Annotated in this window: 19 protein-coding genes; 13 read left to right on the top strand and 6 right to left on the bottom strand. The window is 38.9% G+C overall.

Translation table 11 applies throughout. The features are described 5' to 3' along the window. Positions 1–248 precede the first annotated feature (248 nt). A complete protein-coding gene (locus ABYD77_RS10940; protein WP_372769786.1) occupies positions 249–701 on the top strand; it encodes a hypothetical protein in 453 nt (150 codons plus the stop codon). Here ABYD77_RS10940 and ABYD77_RS10935 read toward each other — a convergent pair whose 3' ends face one another. From ABYD77_RS10935 to ABYD77_RS10920, 4 genes are all read right to left on the bottom strand, one after another. Further along, positions 702–1,802 (bottom strand): isocitrate/isopropylmalate family dehydrogenase, encoded by a 1,101-nt coding sequence (locus tag ABYD77_RS10935; RefSeq protein WP_372769784.1) that lies wholly within the window; start codon positions 1,800–1,802, stop codon positions 702–704. A 55-nt stretch (positions 1,803–1,857) separates the two neighbouring features. Next, on the bottom strand, positions 1,858–2,967 hold the full coding sequence (locus ABYD77_RS10930; RefSeq protein ID WP_372769782.1) for a DUF3083 family protein: 1,110 nt from the start codon (positions 2,965–2,967) through the stop codon (positions 1,858–1,860). A gap of 237 nt (positions 2,968–3,204) precedes the next feature. Then, entirely contained in the window at positions 3,205–5,793 is a 2,589-nt protein-coding gene (locus ABYD77_RS10925) for a TonB-dependent receptor (protein WP_372769780.1), read from the bottom strand. 398 nt (positions 5,794–6,191) lie between these two features. Beyond that, positions 6,192–6,587, bottom strand: a complete 396-nt coding sequence (locus ABYD77_RS10920) for a hypothetical protein (protein ID WP_372769778.1) — start codon at positions 6,585–6,587, stop codon at positions 6,192–6,194. A gap of 335 nt (positions 6,588–6,922) precedes the next feature. On the opposite strand from ABYD77_RS10920, the gene ccoN reads away from it, so the two are divergent. The 12 genes from ccoN (at position 6,923) to ABYD77_RS10860 (ending at position 17,875) form a co-directional block, all read left to right on the top strand. Continuing rightward, the gene (gene ccoN, locus ABYD77_RS10915; RefSeq protein WP_372769776.1) at positions 6,923–8,353 is read left to right on the top strand and encodes a cytochrome-c oxidase, cbb3-type subunit I; all 1,431 of its coding nucleotides are present in this window, start codon (positions 6,923–6,925) and stop codon (positions 8,351–8,353) included. Between the two features lie 10 nt (positions 8,354–8,363). Further along, a complete protein-coding gene (ccoO, locus tag ABYD77_RS10910) occupies positions 8,364–9,014 on the top strand; it encodes a cytochrome-c oxidase, cbb3-type subunit II (RefSeq protein ID WP_372769774.1) in 651 nt (216 codons plus the stop codon). A 6-nt stretch (positions 9,015–9,020) separates the two neighbouring features. Then, positions 9,021–9,209 (top strand): cbb3-type cytochrome c oxidase subunit 3, encoded by a 189-nt coding sequence (locus ABYD77_RS10905; RefSeq protein ID WP_038641407.1) that lies wholly within the window; start codon positions 9,021–9,023, stop codon positions 9,207–9,209. Next, complete coding sequence (ccoP, locus tag ABYD77_RS10900; RefSeq protein ID WP_372769772.1) at positions 9,206–10,159, top strand: cytochrome-c oxidase, cbb3-type subunit III; 954 nt, start codon at positions 9,206–9,208, stop codon at positions 10,157–10,159. Before ABYD77_RS10905 ends, ccoP begins: the two co-directional genes overlap by 4 nt. 159 nt (positions 10,160–10,318) lie before the next feature. After that, positions 10,319–10,810 carry a FixH family protein gene (locus tag ABYD77_RS10895; protein WP_372769770.1) on the top strand — a complete coding sequence of 164 codons (492 nt, stop codon included), beginning with the start codon at positions 10,319–10,321 and terminating at the stop codon, positions 10,808–10,810. 3 nt (positions 10,811–10,813) lie between these two features. Beyond that, complete coding sequence (locus ABYD77_RS10890) at positions 10,814–13,186, top strand: heavy metal translocating P-type ATPase (protein WP_372769768.1); 2,373 nt, start codon at positions 10,814–10,816, stop codon at positions 13,184–13,186. Between the two features lie 13 nt (positions 13,187–13,199). Continuing rightward, positions 13,200–13,370 carry a cbb3-type cytochrome oxidase assembly protein CcoS gene (gene ccoS, locus ABYD77_RS10885; RefSeq protein ID WP_372769766.1) on the top strand — a complete coding sequence of 57 codons (171 nt, stop codon included), beginning with the start codon at positions 13,200–13,202 and terminating at the stop codon, positions 13,368–13,370. Then, a complete protein-coding gene (locus ABYD77_RS10880) occupies positions 13,360–14,022 on the top strand; it encodes a sulfite exporter TauE/SafE family protein (protein WP_372769764.1) in 663 nt (220 codons plus the stop codon). Before ccoS ends, ABYD77_RS10880 begins: the two co-directional genes overlap by 11 nt. A 47-nt stretch (positions 14,023–14,069) precedes the next feature. Beyond that, on the top strand, positions 14,070–14,801 hold the full coding sequence (gene fnr, locus ABYD77_RS10875; RefSeq protein WP_372769762.1) for a fumarate/nitrate reduction transcriptional regulator Fnr: 732 nt from the start codon (positions 14,070–14,072) through the stop codon (positions 14,799–14,801). Positions 14,802–14,881: 80 nt separating this feature from the next. Further along, on the top strand, positions 14,882–15,811 hold the full coding sequence (uspE, locus tag ABYD77_RS10870) for a universal stress protein UspE (RefSeq protein WP_372769760.1): 930 nt from the start codon (positions 14,882–14,884) through the stop codon (positions 15,809–15,811). A gap of 58 nt (positions 15,812–15,869) precedes the next feature. Continuing rightward, a complete protein-coding gene (gene ttcA / locus ABYD77_RS10865; RefSeq protein ID WP_372769758.1) occupies positions 15,870–16,772 on the top strand; it encodes a tRNA 2-thiocytidine(32) synthetase TtcA in 903 nt (300 codons plus the stop codon). A gap of 110 nt (positions 16,773–16,882) precedes the next feature. Continuing rightward, complete coding sequence (locus ABYD77_RS10860; RefSeq protein ID WP_372769756.1) at positions 16,883–17,875, top strand: ATP-dependent 6-phosphofructokinase; 993 nt, start codon at positions 16,883–16,885, stop codon at positions 17,873–17,875. 36 nt (positions 17,876–17,911) lie between these two features. Here ABYD77_RS10860 and ABYD77_RS10855 read toward each other — a convergent pair whose 3' ends face one another. Together ABYD77_RS10855 and ABYD77_RS10850 are read right to left on the bottom strand one after the other, a co-directional pair. Beyond that, a complete protein-coding gene (locus ABYD77_RS10855; RefSeq protein WP_372769754.1) occupies positions 17,912–18,736 on the bottom strand; it encodes a LytR/AlgR family response regulator transcription factor in 825 nt (274 codons plus the stop codon). Positions 18,737–18,738: 2 nt separating this feature from the next. Next, positions 18,739–19,356: sensor histidine kinase (locus ABYD77_RS10850; RefSeq protein WP_372769752.1), on the bottom strand; the 618-nt coding region annotated here is incomplete at its 5' end.

Below are 19,356 nucleotides of genomic sequence, written 5' to 3'. Positions count from 1 at the left end.
GTTGCCATTTCAAATGGTACCGCAAGAAATTTCTATGGTGTGGAGCCCAATAAAACACTACGACCCTGCCCATACATGGTTACGGCAACAACTTAGTGAGTTCGCAACCACATTAGCGAGTTAAATAACACATTATAGATACTGTCTATAACTACAATTGAATTATTCAATTTTTAAATTGTGATGTTGTTCGATACTCTTTTTGTTAAGGAAAATGCCTTTTATCAAAAATAACGAGGAACATTACAATGAGTACAGGTCAATTTCATAAGCATCAATTTTTATACATTGAAGAAAACTTATTCAATCAATTAACTAAAGCATATCATTTAGAAAACCCAGAATGCCAAGCACAATTTATTGAAAATTATATTAAATTATTAAAAGAGTTTGGTGGACAAATTAGAAAAACAATCAATGAAACAAATACTCAAACGATTGGTAACGAAAGCTTATGTGAACTAGCCAGTATTTCAACACCATTAATTACTGAGCGATTATTAACAGGTGAAACGCTTGAAATTAAAGATAAATACAGCTGCCCTACACCAACACTTGTTTTTGCTGCATTTATCGCTGCTTCTGGCTCTGCACAAGTGGTAGATACATCTCAAGTGCCAACCAAGCTTGCCACTATTTTTCAGCAATGTGTCAATTACTTACGCCCATTTTATCAAGCACAACTTAAGTTATCGGCTTAATTACAGCACCAATGTTTCTTGAAACTGCTTAAAGGATATCGGTTTATCCTTTAAGCTTTTTTCTACCTCAAATAAAGCCTTAGAAAGGCACCTTGCAGCCTCGTCACATTTTAAGTGATAAAACAACGAAACAACCGCATTGAGTAAAGCGACGGGTGTTATTTCATCTTGCCCCACAAGCGAATGAAGTGGGCCATGTTTTGGCTCAACAATACAAATATTATTGCCATAGTTAGTTTGGCTCACTTTGTTAATCAAACCTAAACTACCCGTAAAATACTCATTTAAAATGGTTGCTAGATAATTTGCACACACAAAAATGGTATCTTCTGATGCTGTATTTTGATGGCTAAAAAATTGCAACAAAGAACACACATCAATAGCAATATCATCTACGTATTTTGGTAATGTTTCACTGTCATCATTTGTACCTTGGCTATTGAGTGATGCCAACGCCCAGCGCACCACACTGCCCTCTGAAATCGGTAAACTATTGGCATGATGGACTATAATTATTTTTTTAACACTTCTTGATTTTGCAAGAACAATCGCCGACGTTAGAAGCTTTTCAATACTACTTTGTGACAAATACTTGAGCGCCATAACACTTTGCTCAGCTAGCGCGACTTTATTTACACCAAGTTCATCTTTTAAGAAATTAGCAAGTAACTTGCCGTCGAACGATGCTGTTTGCCATTCAAGTTTTACAGGTAAATCTTCGCTATTATCTCGCAGCACATAAATATCATTTTGATTATTGGTTTGATAACGGGTGTAAGATGTTCTAAGTCCAAGTTCATGGCGTAACGCAACGTTTAGAGATTTAAAGCCATAGCCAATGGGTGCAGTAATAGGCCCAATCAACGCACATTTTTGTTGCTCAATAGTATTGAGGGTGTGTTCTGGAAACCAATCCCCTTGATATTCAAAAGCCGCTTTTTCACCACACAACACAGCTAACCATTCAATTTTCCTGTTGCCTTGATAACAATTAAGCATCACCTTGTCGGCAACTTTACGGGCATAGTTGATAAGCTCAGGACCTACACCGTCACCTTCAACATAGGGTACTGTGTAGTTTAATGTGTTGCTGTTTGTCATAGTGTAATTTATTGCTCTTTTTGATTTACACTATGACAAATTAACAGCCTGAGATTCAAGCTTTATAGCTAAAGTGTTGATAAAACCTTAGTAGCATAGCTTGATCATGCTCTGTAAGTTGTAATTTTTGACCTAGCTTATCCAGCAATTTTATTACTTTATTGATATAAACCGCATAGCCAAATTTAACCGAAGTCGATTCAGGCATATAAAACACGATATGAGCTGCACTATTGGTGTATTCATCTTCAATAATTTGAATCACTTCATGCTCAGTATTACCAAAATTTAAACTAACCAATTCACCTTTTTGATTCGCACTGCCAGTGACAAAATTCGATTTAACAACTGGATAACGATTTGAAGCAACGTAAGCTAAATGATTAATGCCGACTTCTTGTGCAAGCTGAATAAGCAAATGCGAGATCTCTGCATGCATTTGACTCACTTCATAGTTTTGGCTCAACACTTTTTCATTTAACAGTTCGCTAAAATTTGCTTTTACAACAATAAAAGCTTTGCTATTGCGTTGTTCTGGCAGCATTAAACCTGAACTTTCATAGCGCTTTTCAATCACTCGAAAGCCATGCGCTTTTGATTGTGTCGCTGATGAATGCTTTTCTAAACTAAAGCTAATATGTTGATGATCTTGTAATTTGATTCCATCAATAAAATTAAACGACTGTTTAATTTCAGATACTAAGTTAACTACTTTTTGATGAAATAATGCCGCATTTTCACGCAGGTTTTTGCCTGTTGCAAAGCACACTAAACGAATTGATTTAAGTGATTCGGTCCCCTCTGGGCAAATCCCAATGACCCCTTTGCTCTTTTCAGGGTTGTAATAAACAATGTGCTGCTCTTGGGTGGTGTTAATTTCATTATCCACACCATAGCGCACTCGTATAAATTTATTCGAAGCAACTAACGCGACAAAGGCGATATCATGCTGGTCAATAACACGACGTACTTTGTTTAGTAATAAACTTAATAATTCTTTTGGTGTAGGATTAAGTGTTTTGTCAGAAAGTTGTGCGATTAAATTATCGTTTATTACAAGTTCAGCGATAATGTATTGGTTGTCCCTTGCATCAGCCGGTACATACACGCGGTTATCTTGCTGTTTAATACGACTGATTAAATTTCTATTCCTGATGATACCCATTTACTTTCAACTCAGTTAACAATTTGCCGAGAGAATAGAATGAATAGGTGACAATTACTTTTCAGAACTATGACGCTTTAGTGAAACAACATAATTACTTAAATTAAAGGTTCTAAACAATCTTATTTATCATTTTTTAAACGACTAAATTGACATTAATATGACATTTAAGTGTCAATTTATTTAATGCAAAAAAAACCGCACCAAAAGGTGCGGTTTTATACTAATTAAATGTTATTAGAACTTAATATTAACACCAGCGTAGAAATAACGACCTAATACATCGTATGTGTACGGATCAGTATTTGAATCGTTGTTACCTGAATAGTATGGCGGTTGCTTATCAAACAAGTTATTGATACCCGCAGATACTTTTACAGTTTCTGATACGTGGTATGCACCACCGATATCATGATAAACAACAGAACCTGTGCTTGGTGCATAACATTTAGCTGGGTTATCTAGACATGAATAGCTATCCATACCTGAGATGTAACGTGCTTTATAGTTAGCATCCCATGCATCACCTTTAACAGAAACAGACAGGTTTGATTTGATATCAGCATAACCACCTGAACCAGATGTAATTAAGCCAACATAATCAACTGTTTCATCAGTTAATGTAACTGTTGTTTCCATTAGGTAAGTTGTATCTAGTGCAGTGCTCCAATCTAAACCAAGTGCTTCAAATGAGTATGCTAAGTTTAAGTCAATGCCTTTTGCAGTTTCAGCACCAATGTTTTGTAATTGGTTGTTAAATGAAATACGGCGAGAGTTATCCATTGAGATATCAGCAGACTTACAAAGTGCTGATTCTGTGTTAATTGGTGTACCCGCAGCATCTAAACAGTTATCAACAATGTACTGGTTATCTACAGTTGCAATTGAGTTTTCAATTGAAATATCGTAGTAGTCAACCGTCATTGAAGCGCCATCTAACCAGCTTGGCTCATATACGAAACCAACTGTTAGTGTTTCAGCTTCTTCAGGTGTTAATGCTGCGTTACCGCCAACAGTTACTTCTGCTTGATCTTGACCTAATGGGTGAGATACTTGGTTAAACGAAGGAGACTTACCACCGTATAGCTCATCAACCGTTGGTGCACGGAATGCAGTAGACGCTACACCACGGAACATGATGTCGCTGTTCACTTTCCAAGTAAAACCAAGCTTCCAAGTTGCATCGCTACCGAATGTTGAGTAGTCAAATGCACGGATAGCAGCGCTAAGCTCTAGGTTTTCAGCAAATGCTTTGTCTGCAAGTACTGGGATAGCAAGTTCTACAAACGCTTCGTTTACATCGTAACGGCCTTCAGTTGGTTCAACTTTAGGGTCGTTAGCAAGACCTTGTGCTGTTAGTGAATCAGGAATGTACCAAGCCTTTTCAGAACGGTGTTCAACACCAGCTGCAAAACCTAAGTAACCTGCTGGTAACTCAAATAACTCACCAGCAAGAGAACCACTAAACATTAACATTTGGCTGCCGCCAGTGTTTTGCTCAGTGTACAGGTAACCTTGCATGTTGTCGTATTGCCATGAAGTTTGATCTAGCGGGTTAAATTTGCCTAGCTCGATATCTTCTTGGATTGAACCCATGTTATGAAGGTTTGATAAACGGTCAACAGAGTCATTACGACCAAAGTTTAATGCTGCATCCCATGACCAATCATTTGATAGAATACCTTCAGCACCGATTACAACACGAACTGTATCAACAACTTGAGAGAAGTCACGTGTACCGGTATCGCTCATACGACGACCGTATGAAATCTCGTCACCGTAGTTAACGCCATGTTTAACCAGTGAATCACCCATCCAATCTTGGTAAGTGAAATCGAACCATACTGGCTGAGGTGCCATTTGTTGCTCAGACCAGCGCTTTGAATACATTGATTCTGCAAATAGTGTTGTGTTATCAGTTAGCTCGTAAGTACCTAAACCTGAAAGGTTAAGACGCTGCATTGGTGTAAATAGGTAGCTATCTTTCGAGTAGTTATATTTATCTTCATCACCAAAGTCATGCCAAGAGTTGTCAGGGTTACCTTGCAGTGACTCATCACCTGACCAAATATGGCCGTAAGGTGTGTAGCTTGAACCGCCACAGTAAAGTTCTACATTACCTGCGTCGTTTTTACGCTCTGAAACTGGGCAAGAAGAGAAACCACGGTCAGCTTGAGACGCTTCACCACGATCCATGTATTGTACGCCAAGTACAATGTTACCTTTATCGAACGAAGTACCCACAGTAAAATCTACTGAGCTCTCTTCAGCATCGCCTTCACCTGAAATACCCGTTTGAGCATTCATGTCTAGGCCTTCAAAATCCTTTCTAAGAATGATGTTTACAACACCTGCAACTGCGTCAGTACCATATACTGCTGATGCACCGTCTTTAAGTACTTCAACACGTTGGATCATCGACACAGGAATGGTATTTAAGTCTACAGTTGACGCAGCACCAGTACCTGAGTTGATCATACGACGGCCGTTTACTAGTACTAGAGTACGCTGTGAGCCTAAACCACGTAGGTTCATGCTTGCATTACCACCAGAGCCATTATTAATGCCTGGGTTTACCATCGCACCGCCAGCAGCAGTCATATCTTGTAAAATTGAATCAATTGATGTCGCACCTGAAGCACGAATTTCCTCTGCACCAATTACTGTTACTGGGCTTGCCGTCTCCATATCGGCACGCTTAATACGAGAACCTGTTACTTCGATGCGCTCTACGGCGTCTGCTGAGGTTTCTGCTGCGATTGCATTTGTTGCTGAAAACAACGGTAACGCGGTAGCAATTGCTAAACCCAATTTAGTTTTATTCATAATAAACCTTTATTAGTTGTCTAACCCGATTAGTTGAAAACACATCAACTAAAGCGAATAACTTGTTGCATTACCCGTTCTAAGAAAGTGACTTTATGTTTCTTGTATAACGCGAGAAACGTGGCTTCGGATAAAAAACCAAGGAGAAATCTTACAACGGACGCTGCAAACTAGGCTTCTGAAAATGAACGAAAACTGAATGGGTGTTCAGCTTTTATTCAGGCACAAAAAATGGCGCTTAGATTGCGCCATTTGTTATTTAATTATTAACAGCAGTAACATAATTAATCACTTGTTATCAGATACTTACCTGTAGATATAAGTTTTTTATTGATACTCGTTTTCGTGCGTTACCAGATGTAATCAATTGTAATCACGCTACAACTGTAGATGCTCGGTTAAGTATTTGTTACTACAAAGTTGAGAGTGGCAATTTTGCCCTCTTGAGTTCCATTTTTGCGGTAATGTAAATAAATACGCCATACCATTTCATTTTTACTGCACACACCAACCATGCCGCTTGCAATGTATTGCAGTTGCTTATTAGTGCGAGAAAAAAACAATGGGATTCTCCCCATGTACATGTCTACACCTTCAATATAAGCATCGATTATTTCAACTTCATTATTTGGGGTAAAAACGATACTAAATTCAGTTTCTGGTATTACAGATTCATCTTTAATTGTTAACAATGAAGATGACTGCTGCTCTGATAACTTGGTTGAAGGTTTACTATTTGAATCATCGCAACCGCTAATAATTATTACTGCAAAAATAACTAGAAATAACCGCATCTATTACTCTTTTGTTGGGCGTGTATAAACATTGTTCGCGAATTTAGACTAAATTTGCACAAAAATAAATCACACTCACTGAGAATGTTTGATTGAGGTCATAATTTTGGGCAAATGCGCTATCTTTTTAAAAGCAAAAATTTTATCATTTCTCATGCAAAAAAAGGGTTTTACCGGGTTGGTTTTCTTGCTAACTCAAACTCTGACATCATTTGATGGCAAAAGTTCGAGTAAGTAAGGTAACGAATTTGGTAAATTTTTAGAGGCCCCATTTCTTTAATTAGAATTGGGTAAATTCATTTCTTAATGCAATTTATTGCAGCGGAAACCGGAAAATGAGCCAAACAACAGTAGCATCACAAACAGAATACAACTATAAAGTTGTACGCCAATTCGCCATTATGACGGTGATTTGGGGCATTGTTGGCATGGGTGCAGGGGTTTTCATCGCAGCTCAGCTAGTATGGCCTGCGTTAAACTTCGACATTCCATGGTTAACTTACTCTCGTCTACGTCCGTTACATACGAACGCAGTTATTTTCGCATTTGGTACTAGTGCACTATTTGCAACGTCTTACTACGTTGTTCAGCGTACATGTCAAACGCGTTTATTCTCAGATAAGCTTGCATCTTTTACCTTCTGGGGCTGGCAGCTTATTATTGTTCTAGCAGCAATTACACTTCCTCTTGGTTTTACCAGTGGTAAAGAATACGCTGAGCTAGAGTGGCCAATCGACATCCTTATTACAGTTGTTTGGGTTGCTTATGCAGTTGTGTTCTTCGGTACATTAATCAAGCGTAAAGTGTCGCATATTTATGTTGCTAACTGGTTCTATGGTGGTTTCATTATCACTGTTGCTGTTCTTCACATTGTTAACAGCATGGCAATTCCAGTTTCATTAACTAAATCATACTCAATCTACGCAGGTGCAGTAGATGCGATGGTTCAGTGGTGGTATGGTCATAACGCGGTTGGTTTCCTTCTTACTGCAGGTTTCTTAGGTATGATGTATTACTTCGTTCCTAAGCAAGCTGGTCGTCCAGTTTACTCTTACCGTTTATCAGTAGTTCACTTCTGGGCACTTGTTTCTCTTTATATTTGGGCAGGTCCTCACCATTTACATTACACAGCACTTCCTGACTGGACTCAGTCTTTAGGTATGGTAATGTCAGTAATTCTATTTGTGCCATCTTGGGGTGGTATGATCAACGGTATCATGACACTTTCTGGCGCATGGCATAAACTTCGCCACGACCCAATCCTTCGTTTCTTAGTTGTTTCACTATCGTTCTACGGTATGTCAACGTTCGAAGGTCCAATGATGGCGATTAAATCTGTAAACGCATTATCTCACTACACTGACTGGACTGTAGGTCACGTACACTCAGGTGCATTAGGTTGGGTAGCGATGGTATCAATCGGTGCGGTTTACCACTTAATCCCTAACCTATTTGGTCAGGCTCGTATGTACAGCACTAAATTAATTAACACACACTTCTGGTTACACACAGTAGGTGTTGTTCTGTACATCGTAGCAATGTGGATCTCTGGTGTTATGCAAGGTCTAATGTGGCGTGCAGTTAACTCTGACGGTACATTAATGTACAGCTTTGTTCAATCACTAGAAGCGTCTTACCCATTCTACTTCATGCGCTTTGTAGGCGGTGTATTCATCGTTGTTGGTATGCTAATCATGTTATACAACGTTGTTAAAACTGTTGCAGCTGAAAAAGGTGCATTACAAGCTGAAGCTCAGCCTGCGTAAGGAGTAATGTATGAGTCAGAATAATTCACAAAATAAACACGAGATTGTTGAAAAGAACGTTGGCCTTATGGCTATCCTGACAGTTTTCGCAATCAGCTTTGGTGCACTTGTGGAAATTACGCCACTTATGTTCCAAAAAGACACTACTGAGCCTGTAGATGGTCTACGCCCACTAACTGCGTTAGAAATGGAAGGTCGTGACATTTATGTACGTGAAGGTTGTTACAACTGTCACTCACAAATGATTCGCCCTTTCCGTGACGAAGTTGAGCGTTACGGTCACTACTCTGTTGCTGGTGAAAGTGTGTGGGATCACCCATTCCAGTGGGGTTCTAAACGTACTGGTCCAGACTTAGCTCGTGTAGGTGGTCGCTACTCAGATGATTGGCACTACGCACACTTGGTAAATCCACGTGATGTAGTACCTGAGTCAAACATGCCAGGTTACCCTTGGTTAGCGAAAAACGAAGTTGATACGACGCACACACTTAAGAAATTACAAGTGTTCCGTGACAACTTTGGCATTAACCAAGAAGCGTATCCAGGTCGTGGTTACGGCAGTGATGCAGAATTACAAGCTGATGTTAATTCCATTAAAGGCAAAACTGAAATGGAAGCGCTAATTGCGTACCTACAACAGCTTGGTACTCATTTGAAGTAAACCACTATGGATTACGGCACATTCAGAGGCATATTTACTCTGGTATTATTAGTACTTTTTATAGCCATCGTATTGTGGGCTTACAGCAAACGTTCTAAAAAGAATTTTGATGAAGCAGCAAATGCGATTTTTGAAGACGAAAACGTACATAACAATACAGTTGGCGAAAAGGAAAAAAAGGAGTCTGAGAAATGACTACGTTTTGGAGCATTTGGGTTATTGTTTTAACCCTTGCATGTTTAGCGCTTTGCTTCGGCCTACTTGTGTGGAATCTTAAGAACTACACAGGCGTTGAAGAAGGCGAATCATGTGGCCATGAATTTGATGGCATCGAAGAAATAAACAATCCACTACCTCGTTGGTGGACAATTATGTTCTTTGCGACTTTCGCATGGGCAGCAGTATACCTAATCCTTTATCCTGGTATGGGTAATTTTGAAGGTATTTCAAAATGGACAAGTTCAAACCAAGGTGTTAAATCAATTGCAGAATCTAAACAAGCTGTGGTTGATAATGAAGCTGCAGGTAAACGTGTTCAACTTGACCAGGAAATCCGTAACGCAGATGAGCGTTTTGGTCCAGTTTTCCAACAATTCGCTCAGCAAGATATTAAAGACCTTGCAACAAACGAAGAAGCGTTGGAAATTGGTCAGCGTCTATTCTCGCAAAACTGTGCGCAATGTCATGGTTCGGATGCACGTGGTGGCCAAGGCTTCCCGAATCTAACTGACAATGACTGGTTATACGGCGGTACACCTGACGCAATTAAAGCATCACTTCTTCACGGTCGTGTTGCTGCTATGCCTGCATGGCAAGATGCACTAGGAGATCAAGGTATTAAAGAAATGACTGCATATGTACTTAGCCTTTCAGGACGTACTGTTAACCAAAAAGACGCGGCTGCTGGTCAAGCGAAATTCGCTATGTGTGCTGCATGTCATGGTATGGACGGTAAAGGTAACTATGCATTTGGTGCACCTAACCTAACAGATAACATTTGGTTATATGGTGGTTCACAACGTGCTGTTGAAGAAACACTTCGCAATGGTCGTGCAGGCGTAATGCCGGCTTGGAAAGACATTCTTGGCGAAGATAAGGTACATATTCTTACAGCATACGTTTACAGCTTATCTCAAGATAAGTAATTGATTAGTAAATCTTAACGAGTTATTTAATCAAATTTTATAAACACGTTAAGAGTACCAATCTAGATCAAAAAAGCTCCCATTTTGGGAGCTTTTTTTTACCCTTTTCACAGCACTTCAAGTAGAATAACGCCACATTTGTTTTTAAGTATTAATCCTATGTCTACAACTCCTTGGTATAAACAATTTTGGCCTTGGTTCATTATTTTCATCCCTGCCGGTACTATAGTCGCCTGTGTTACGTTACTTGTTTATATGTCAGACAAAGGCCCTTCAATGGTCGTTGATGACTACTATAAAAAAGGCAAAGCCATTAATTTAGAGTTATCTAAATTTGATCGTTCAAAAGCTCTTTACTTACATGCTGACCTTTTTATTAATGATGGCGTTGTTAAAGTCAGCTTCACCAAGGGCGATTCGCTCAACCCGCCAGCTCTAAAAACATCGTTTTACCACACAACTCTAAAAGATAAAGATGTTGAATTAACCCTTACACCCAACGCAAACGGTGACTATTCAGGTGTCACTGATTTACTTGAAGACGGTCGTTATACAATTTTCATCGAACCGATCAATGGCGAATGGAAATTAAAAGAAAACATCACCTTACCTTACGAAAACGCGTTTAAAATTAAACCAGAATATAAGTAAGCCATGGCCAAGAACTGTTTTCACTGTTTGGAACCTATTCCAAAGGGTATTTCGCTATCAATTGAATTCGAAAATGAAGCTAAACCCATGTGCTGTTTGGGATGTCAAGCTGTTGCTGAAGCCATTATTGACCAAGGCATGTCTGATTATTACAAATACAGAACTGAGATCGCAGGTAAAGTTCAAGAACTGGTACCGGAACAGATTAAAATGTTCCAAAGTTACGATGATGAAGACATCCAATCTGAGTTTTTAACAAAACAAGGTGATATTGCTGAAATTCTTCTGAGTGTAGAAGGAATAAGTTGCGCAGCGTGTGCTTGGCTTATTGAAAAACAGTTACTCAATTTAGGCCATGTAGTTCGTGTTGATGTTAATACATCCACTTACCGCGCTATGATTAAATGGGATCAGTCAAAACTAAAACTAAGTACCATTATTGAATCCTTAGCACGAATTGGCTATCGTGCTTATCCTTTCCAGCAAGACCACGAAGAACAACAAAAAAAACAAACCGCTAAATCTTATGTCAGGCGATTAGGTGTCGCAGGCCTTATGACAATGCAGGTGATGATGTTCGCCTTTGCTATGTATTTTGGCATGTTTTCTGGCATGGATGACGATTTTGAACAGTATTTTCGTTGGATCAGTTTTATTTTAGCCACGCCTGTAATTCTTTATTCAGCGCTACCATTTTTAACCTCGGCAGTGCGTGGTTTAAAAGCCAAACAGCTCAATATGGATTTACCCGTATCACTTGCCATTTTTGGTGCCTATGCCGCAAGCAGTTGGGCCACCATTTTTGAAACAGGTGAAGTGTATTTTGAATCCATCTGTATGTTTACTTTCTTATTGTTGTTAGGTAAATATCTTGAATTCCGCGCCCGTTTAAAAGCATCTGAATTTACAGCTAATTTACAAAAATTGTTACCTCTTACTGCTCGCTTAATCAACAATAATGAAGAAGAAATCATTGCAGCAAAACGGCTTCAATTAAATGACAAGGTGATGATCAAAGCCGGTGAAACCATTCCTGCTGATGGTATTTTAATTGACGGTAAAACTTCTGTTGACGAAGCAATGATGACCGGTGAGCACGCAGCCGTGAGTAAATCTAAAGGTGATCAAGTTTACGCTGGCACTGTAAATCACGATGGTGTAATAACTATTTGTGTTAATCAAATTGGACAAGACACCTTAATCAACCAAATTGTTCGTTTACAACATCAAGCACTAACTTCTCGTCCTAAAATCGCTGAAATTACCGACAAAGTCGCTCAGTGGTTTGTTGCATGTTTACTTGTATTTGCATCAATTACCGCCTTTTCGTGGTATCAGATAGACCCTGAGCAAGCGTTTTGGATTACAATTGCCGTGCTTGTTGCAACGTGCCCTTGTGCTTTGAGCTTAGCTATTCCAACAGCCCTTACCTGTGCAGTTGCGAAACTAACCCAACAGGGGGTGTTAATAAAAAAATCGCATGTGCTTGAAACACTTATAAAAGTGACCAATATTGCCTTCGATAAAACAGGCACTTTAACCGAGGGCAAATTCACATTACTTGATACAAAATTATTTAATGCTGATTATTCTCTCGAAGAAGTCTACGCAATTGCAAAGTCACTTGAAAATTATTCTGAGCACCCAATCAGTAAGGCCTTTATGGAGCTAAGTGTCGCGTCAGTTGAACTAACAGATGTTGTCATTGAAACAGGTAAAGGCATTTCAGCCATATACAAAGATCAAGCCGTTTCAATTGGTAAGGCTAATTGGTTTTGTCAGTTTGATGAGCAGCGTTATGACGTTTTCTTATACATAAATAAACAAGTAATTGCTGGCTTCAAACTGCAAGATAAAATCCGCGACCATGCCCAATCTACTCTAAGTATGCTTAAACAAAGAGATCTTGAATTGCAAGTGTTAACGGGCGATCCTTCTAACGCAGGTAAAGAGCTGGTAAATAGTCTTGGCATCAGTAACATCCAAACCGGCTGTAGCCCTTCGGATAAGCAAAGCGTTGTGGAAAAGCTCGCAGCAGATGGCAAAATAGTTGCTATGGTTGGTGACGGTGTTAACGACAGTCCAGTATTTAACAGCGCCCACTTATCTATTGCCATGGCATCAGGCGCTGATATTTCTAAAAATACGGCAGACGTTGTATTATTAAACAGTGAAATCAGTAGTATTAACAGTCTTTTTGATACTGCCAAACTAACACGACGTGTTATTAAACAAAATTTAGCCATATCACTATGTTATAATGGCTCAATTCTTCCGTTAGCTGCCATGGGATTAATTCCACCTTGGGTTGCAGTGATTGGTATGTCTGCAAGTTCACTTATCGTAATTGGTAACTCATTACGATTACTTAAGTAAGGGGCACTTAGTTGTGAGCATCATTTTTGTATTAATTCCAATAGCCATATTATTGGTTATTGTGGCAATCGGCATATTCTTTTGGGCTGTGCGCAGTGATCAATTTAATAATTTAGACAAGCAAGCTCACAGTATTTTGTTTGAAGACGATAAAGAACAACACAAAAAAAGTAATGACAACTAGTCAGATGATTTCCGCACTTATTATGGGGTTGCTAGGCAGCGGACATTGCTTAGCAATGTGTGGTGGTGTTGCATCGTCATTAACGCTCGCAGTAAAAGATAAAAGCTTAGTTCAGCGCTACACCCTACTTTATAATTTAGGCCGCATTTTAAGTTATTGTCTTGCGGGTGCGCTTGCAGCAGGCATTAGCCAACAGTTTGCATCACGTTCAACTACGTTTTCATTTGTTTTATCGCTATTAAGCGGCATTTTTATGATATTAGTTGGTCTTTATATTATGCGCTTAACAATTTCTCTTAACTGGATAGAAAAAGTGGGCAAGTTTGCAATATGGCAACACCTAGTCCAGTTTAACAAGCATCTCTTACCAATTAATACAAATGGCAAAGCATTAGCCTATGGTATGTTATGGGGGTGGTTGCCTTGCGGTTTAGTCTATTCCGCCCTGCTTTTTTCTATCTCTACACAATCTGCTGTTAGAGGTGCCTTTTTTATGTTGTTTTTTGCAATTGGTACGTTACCCGCCATGATTGGGCTTGCCTTTGCAGCAGATAAATTTAAACAAATACTAAATCATAACTTGGTGCGTATGGTGTTTGGTAACATCTTCATTTTCTACGGTTTATACCTATTGATAATTGCGTTATTATAAGGTTTTAGTATACATTATTCTGGTCTTACGTATTCTTTAGGTGTGTCATGGAATTGAGCAAAAAATCAGTGTCAAAAAACTGCGCTATCAAGTGTCAGGATTGTAGTATTAGTCAACTGTGTATTCCTGTTTCATTAAACAGTGAAGAAATGGGAAAACTCGATGATATCATCGAACGTAAGAAACCACTTCATAAAGGGGATTTCTTGTTTGAAGCAGGGCAACCTCTTCGTTCAATTTACGCTGTGCGTTCAGGTTCATTTAAATCATACACATTAACGGAAAGTGGTGAAGAACAAATCACAGGCTTCCACTTAGCAGGTGATATAGTTGGTTTTGATGGCATCAGTACGATGACCCACAGAAGTTATGCTCAGGCTATGGAAACTGCTATGGTGTGTGAAATTCCTTTCTCAACTCTCGACGAGCTTTCAGGTAAGTTGCCTAAGCTCCGCCATCAAGTTATGCGTATGATGAGTAACGAAATAAATTATGATCAAGAAATGTTACTAATGCTTAATAAAAAAACGGCTGAAGAACGTTTAGCTGCCTTTTTAGCTAATCTTTCTACTCGCTTTGGCGAGCGTGGCTTTAGCAAAAAAGAATTCCGCTTAACAATGACTCGAGGCGAAATTGGTAATTATCTAGGCCTTACTGTTGAAACCATCAGTCGCCTACTTAGCCGTTTCCAAAAAGCAGATATTATTAAAGTCGAAGGTAAGTTTATTTCCATACTAAACCCAGAAGAATTATTCAAAGTCGCCTCTATTAAGTCTTGATCTAAAACAAAATATTCTATTAGAAACCTTTCAAATTAATGTAAATCCATTACACTGATTTAATAGTTTGGGAGGTTTTTATGAACACAATCAAGAAAATTCTTGCGGTTATTGACCCAAGTAAAGAGAAACAAATCGCGTTAAACCGCTCATTTGAGCTGGCTAGGAAATCGGGCGCACAAATTACCGCTTTTTTATCTATCTACGATTTCTCCTATGAAATGACAACTATGCTCAGTCGCGAAGAACGTGACGCAATGCGTGATGCCGTTATTAATGATAGAAAAGAGTGGATCAAATCATTGATAGAAGCACATGCTCAAGATTTAGAAGTCGATTGCCAAGTGGTTTGGCATAACCGACCTTTTGAGTCCATTATTAACTGCGTTTTAGAACAAAGTTACGACATGGTTGTTAAAGGCACTCATCAACACGACACCCTAAAGTCCGTTATTTTTACGCCTACTGACTGGCATTTAATTCGCAAATGCCCTGTTTCATTGTTACTTGTAAAAGAGCATGATTGGCCTGCCGGCGGACAAATTCTTGCTGCTGTAAATGCTTCAAGCGAAGAAGAAACACATCAAACGCTTAATCATACCATTTTACAGCAAGCTGCTAATTTAGCTGAATTAATTGATGGCAATTTAAATATTGTAAATGCTTACCCTGGTACGCCTGTTAATATTGCAATTGAAATACCTGAGTTTGATGCTGGTCAGTACACTGAATCTGTCAAAAATTACCATATCTCTGCCACACAGAAATTAGCAGAGCAATATCACATTGAATCAAGTCATTGCTATATTAAAGAAGGATTGCCCGAAGATGTATTACCGCAAGTTGCAAACCAACTAGATGCTGAGCTTGTTGTAATGGGTACTGTGGGACGTACTGGTATTAGCGCTGCACTAATTGGTAATACCGCAGAACACGTTATTGATAGCTTAAATTGCGATGTTTTGGCACTGAAGCCTCAAGGCTATAAAAGCCCATTAGATAAGTCTTAACCTCCTTAAATTTTTCACCTATAATACGCCCCTTTATTTGTTCTAGGGGCGTATTTGTATGTCGCATTCAGCAGAAGCTAAGGCGAAATATAACCTTAATAAGTTACAGAAACGACTTCGTCGTTTTACAGGTCAAGCTATAGCTGACTTCAATATGATTGAAGAAGGTGACCGTATTATGGTGTGTTTATCAGGCGGTAAGGACAGCTACACACTGCTTGATATTTTACAAAACCTACAACGTTCAGCGCCTGTTAACTTTGAGCTTTTTGCCATTAACCTAGATCAAAAACAGCCTGGTTTCCCAGAGCATATTCTGCCTGAATATCTTGATTCACTGGGCATAGAATACAAAATTGTAGAAGAAGATACCTACAGTATTGTTAAAGATATTATTCCTGAAGGTAAAACTACTTGTTCCCTGTGCTCACGTTTACGCCGTGGTATTTTATACCGTACAGCGAAAGAAATGGGTGCAACAAAAATCGCACTTGGCCATCACCGTGACGATATGATTGAAACCATGTTTTTAAACATGTTTTACGGTGGTAAATTAAAAGGCATGCCTGCTAAGTTATTAAGTGATGATGGCCAACATATGGTGATCCGCCCACTAGCCTACTGTAAAGAAAAAGACATTGTAAAGTACGCAGAAGCAAAAGAGTTTCCAATTATTCCATGTAATTTATGTGGTTCACAAGAGAACTTACAACGTAAGCACATTAAAGCGATGCTTAATGAATGGGATAAAACGCAACCTGGCCGCGTAGAAACTATTTTTACTGCAATGCAAAATGTGGTGCCATCACATTTAGCTGATCCATCCATTTTTAATTTTGCTGAACTGAACAAAGATTCGCAAATAAGCGAAGGCGATATCGCGCTTGATAAACCGGATGTACCAGCGATACCCGTTGGCCTTGAAGTAGAAGAACAAGAAGTAAATATTATCCAACTTTAAAGGAAGCGAAAGCTTCCTTTTTATAATCTAAAATTTAGATAATAACTATTTAATTTTAGAATATTTTTTACTAGTATGAACAATTATACACCACCTTTTTGTACCTTTATATGAGTAAAAAAATTGCACTAATCACCTCCGGCGGTGATGCTCCTGGCATGAATGCCGCAATTCGTGCTGTTACCCTACAAGCTGAAAAATACCAGTATCAAGTACTAGGCTTTATGGGTGGGTATAATGGCCTAATTGAAAACCATTTTATAAAACTCAACTGTCATCTCGTAGATGATATCATTCGTAAAGGTGGCACCATTTTAAAGTCAGCTCGCTGCCAAGAAATGTTAAGTCCAAACGGCCCAAAACAAGTTGTGGAAACACTAAACGCCAATAATATCGATGCATTAATCGTAATTGGCGGTGATGGTAGCTTTAAAGGATGCCAAGCGATTAGTGCCATATGGCAAGGCAACATTATTGGTATTCCCGGCACTATTGATAATGATATTAATGGTACCGATCAAACCATTGGATTTTGGACTGCTGTTGAAACCGCGCTCGATAGCATAGATAAAATTCGTGATACAGCAAATGCCTTTGAGCGTATTTTTATTGTTGAAGTGATGGGACGAAATTGCGGTTTTCTTGCTGTTGAATCCGCCATTGGCTCAGGGGCTGAACACATTGTGTGTAAAGAAATAATAGAAGATGAAGTGCAGTTTATTGATCATTTACTTGTAAATATCAATAAAGCCATTAAAAACCACCGTACGGACAGCTATATTATTGTAATGGCAGAAAATTCGTTAAGTTTTAGCGCTCATGAATTAAGTAAAAAGATTGAACGCTATACTGGAGTTGATAGCAAAGCAGCAATTTTAGGTTATATTCAACGTGGTGGCAGCCCAGTTGCATCAGATCGTGTGCTTGCAACGCAACTGGGAGTCGCCGCTGTCGACGCGGTAAAAGCGAATAAAACCGACATTATGGTGGGAATGTTAAATAATTCACTCAATGAAATTGCGCTTAGCGCTACCAGCTACAGTAATACTGATAACCAATCCATTATTAGGCGTTTAAATAGGCTTAACTTCAACTTGGGATAATAATAAAGCGCGAAAATCGCGCTTTTTTGAATCAACTTAATTTGCTAGTGCCGCTTTAACTTTATCACGATAACTGCGGCTAACTTTTAGTTCTTGCCCGTTTTCTAGTACAAGTAAGTATTCTCCACTTACTTGTGTCACTAGTTTATTAATTTGTTTGCTGTTTACGATGGCACTTCTGTGCACACGTACAAACTCTTTCGGATCAAGTTCCGCTTCAAGCTCTTTCATTGTTTTACGTAAAATGTGTGTTTTGCCATCTGCACAGTGTAAACACATATAATCACCTGCTGCATCAACCCATTGAATACTGCTTACTTGCACTCGAACAATTTCGCCCTGCTCTTTTACTGCAATTGATTCTGGGAAACGGGTTTCTTCTAATTTATCACCAGCAGCAAGCTTTTTTAGAATTTCTTCACAGTTGTTACCCGTAATACCCGCAACAAAGCTGGCAAGTTTACGTTTATGGCTTGTATCTTCTTGTGATTTTAAATATGTTTGCACTTTTTCTACCGCCTTCTTCAATCTGTCGTCATCCACTGGTTTCAGAAGGTAGTCTAATGCATGAATTTCAAACGCTTTTACAGCGTATTGGTCAAATGCAGTAACAAACACAATGGCAGGGATCCCTAACGCCGACTCAGAAAGTTGTTTTACTACTTCTAAACCCGACAACCCCGGCATTTGAATGTCTAAGAACATTAAATCTACTTGTTGGCTTTTACACTCAGCCAACGCTTCTTCACCGTTTTTACAAAGGCCCACTACTTCAATTTGTGGGAAATCTCTTAACCTTATTGATAACCCTTTTCTTGCAAGAGGTTCGTCATCAACAATAAGTGTTTTTATTGTGTTCATGGTTATCCTTTTTCAAACGGTATACGAATATTAACAACAAGACCTTGCGGCTGGTTGTTAGATAATACAAATGAATAGTTATGTTCGTAAAGCGTCTTTAAGCGATCTTGCGTATTTGCTAGACCAACACCAGAACTTTTTACTAACGCACCATTCTTTATATCAGTACCTGGACCGTTATCGGATACTTCTAATAGTAATTCGTTGGCAAATACTTGCCCTTTAATCGAAATTAAACCGCCACTTGCTAAATTTGCGATGGCATATTTAATCGAATTTTCAATTAGTGGCTGCAAAATCATGCTGGGTACTAAGGCAATTTTCGCTTCGTCTGTTACATCGATTTCAATGCTTAAGCGGTCTTCAAAACGTACCTTTTCGATATCAAGATACAAGCCTAACACATGTAATTCTTGCTCAAATGGTACCCGCTTAATTGGGTCGGTATTGAGTGTGTAACGCAAGAATTCGCTAAGTTTTGATACCATTTGATTGGCATTTTTATTTTCTTCAACCAGTATCAAAGTCGAAATTGCGTTCAGTGTGTTAAATAAGAAATGTGGGTTTAACTGATAGCGTAACATTTTAAGTTGCGCTTCATGTGCCATGGTATTCGCTTT

This window comes from Pseudoalteromonas sp. (assembly GCF_041629635.1).
GTDB lineage: Bacteria > Pseudomonadota > Gammaproteobacteria > Enterobacterales > Alteromonadaceae > Pseudoalteromonas.
This window is presented reverse-complemented; position numbering and strand designations above follow the sequence as displayed.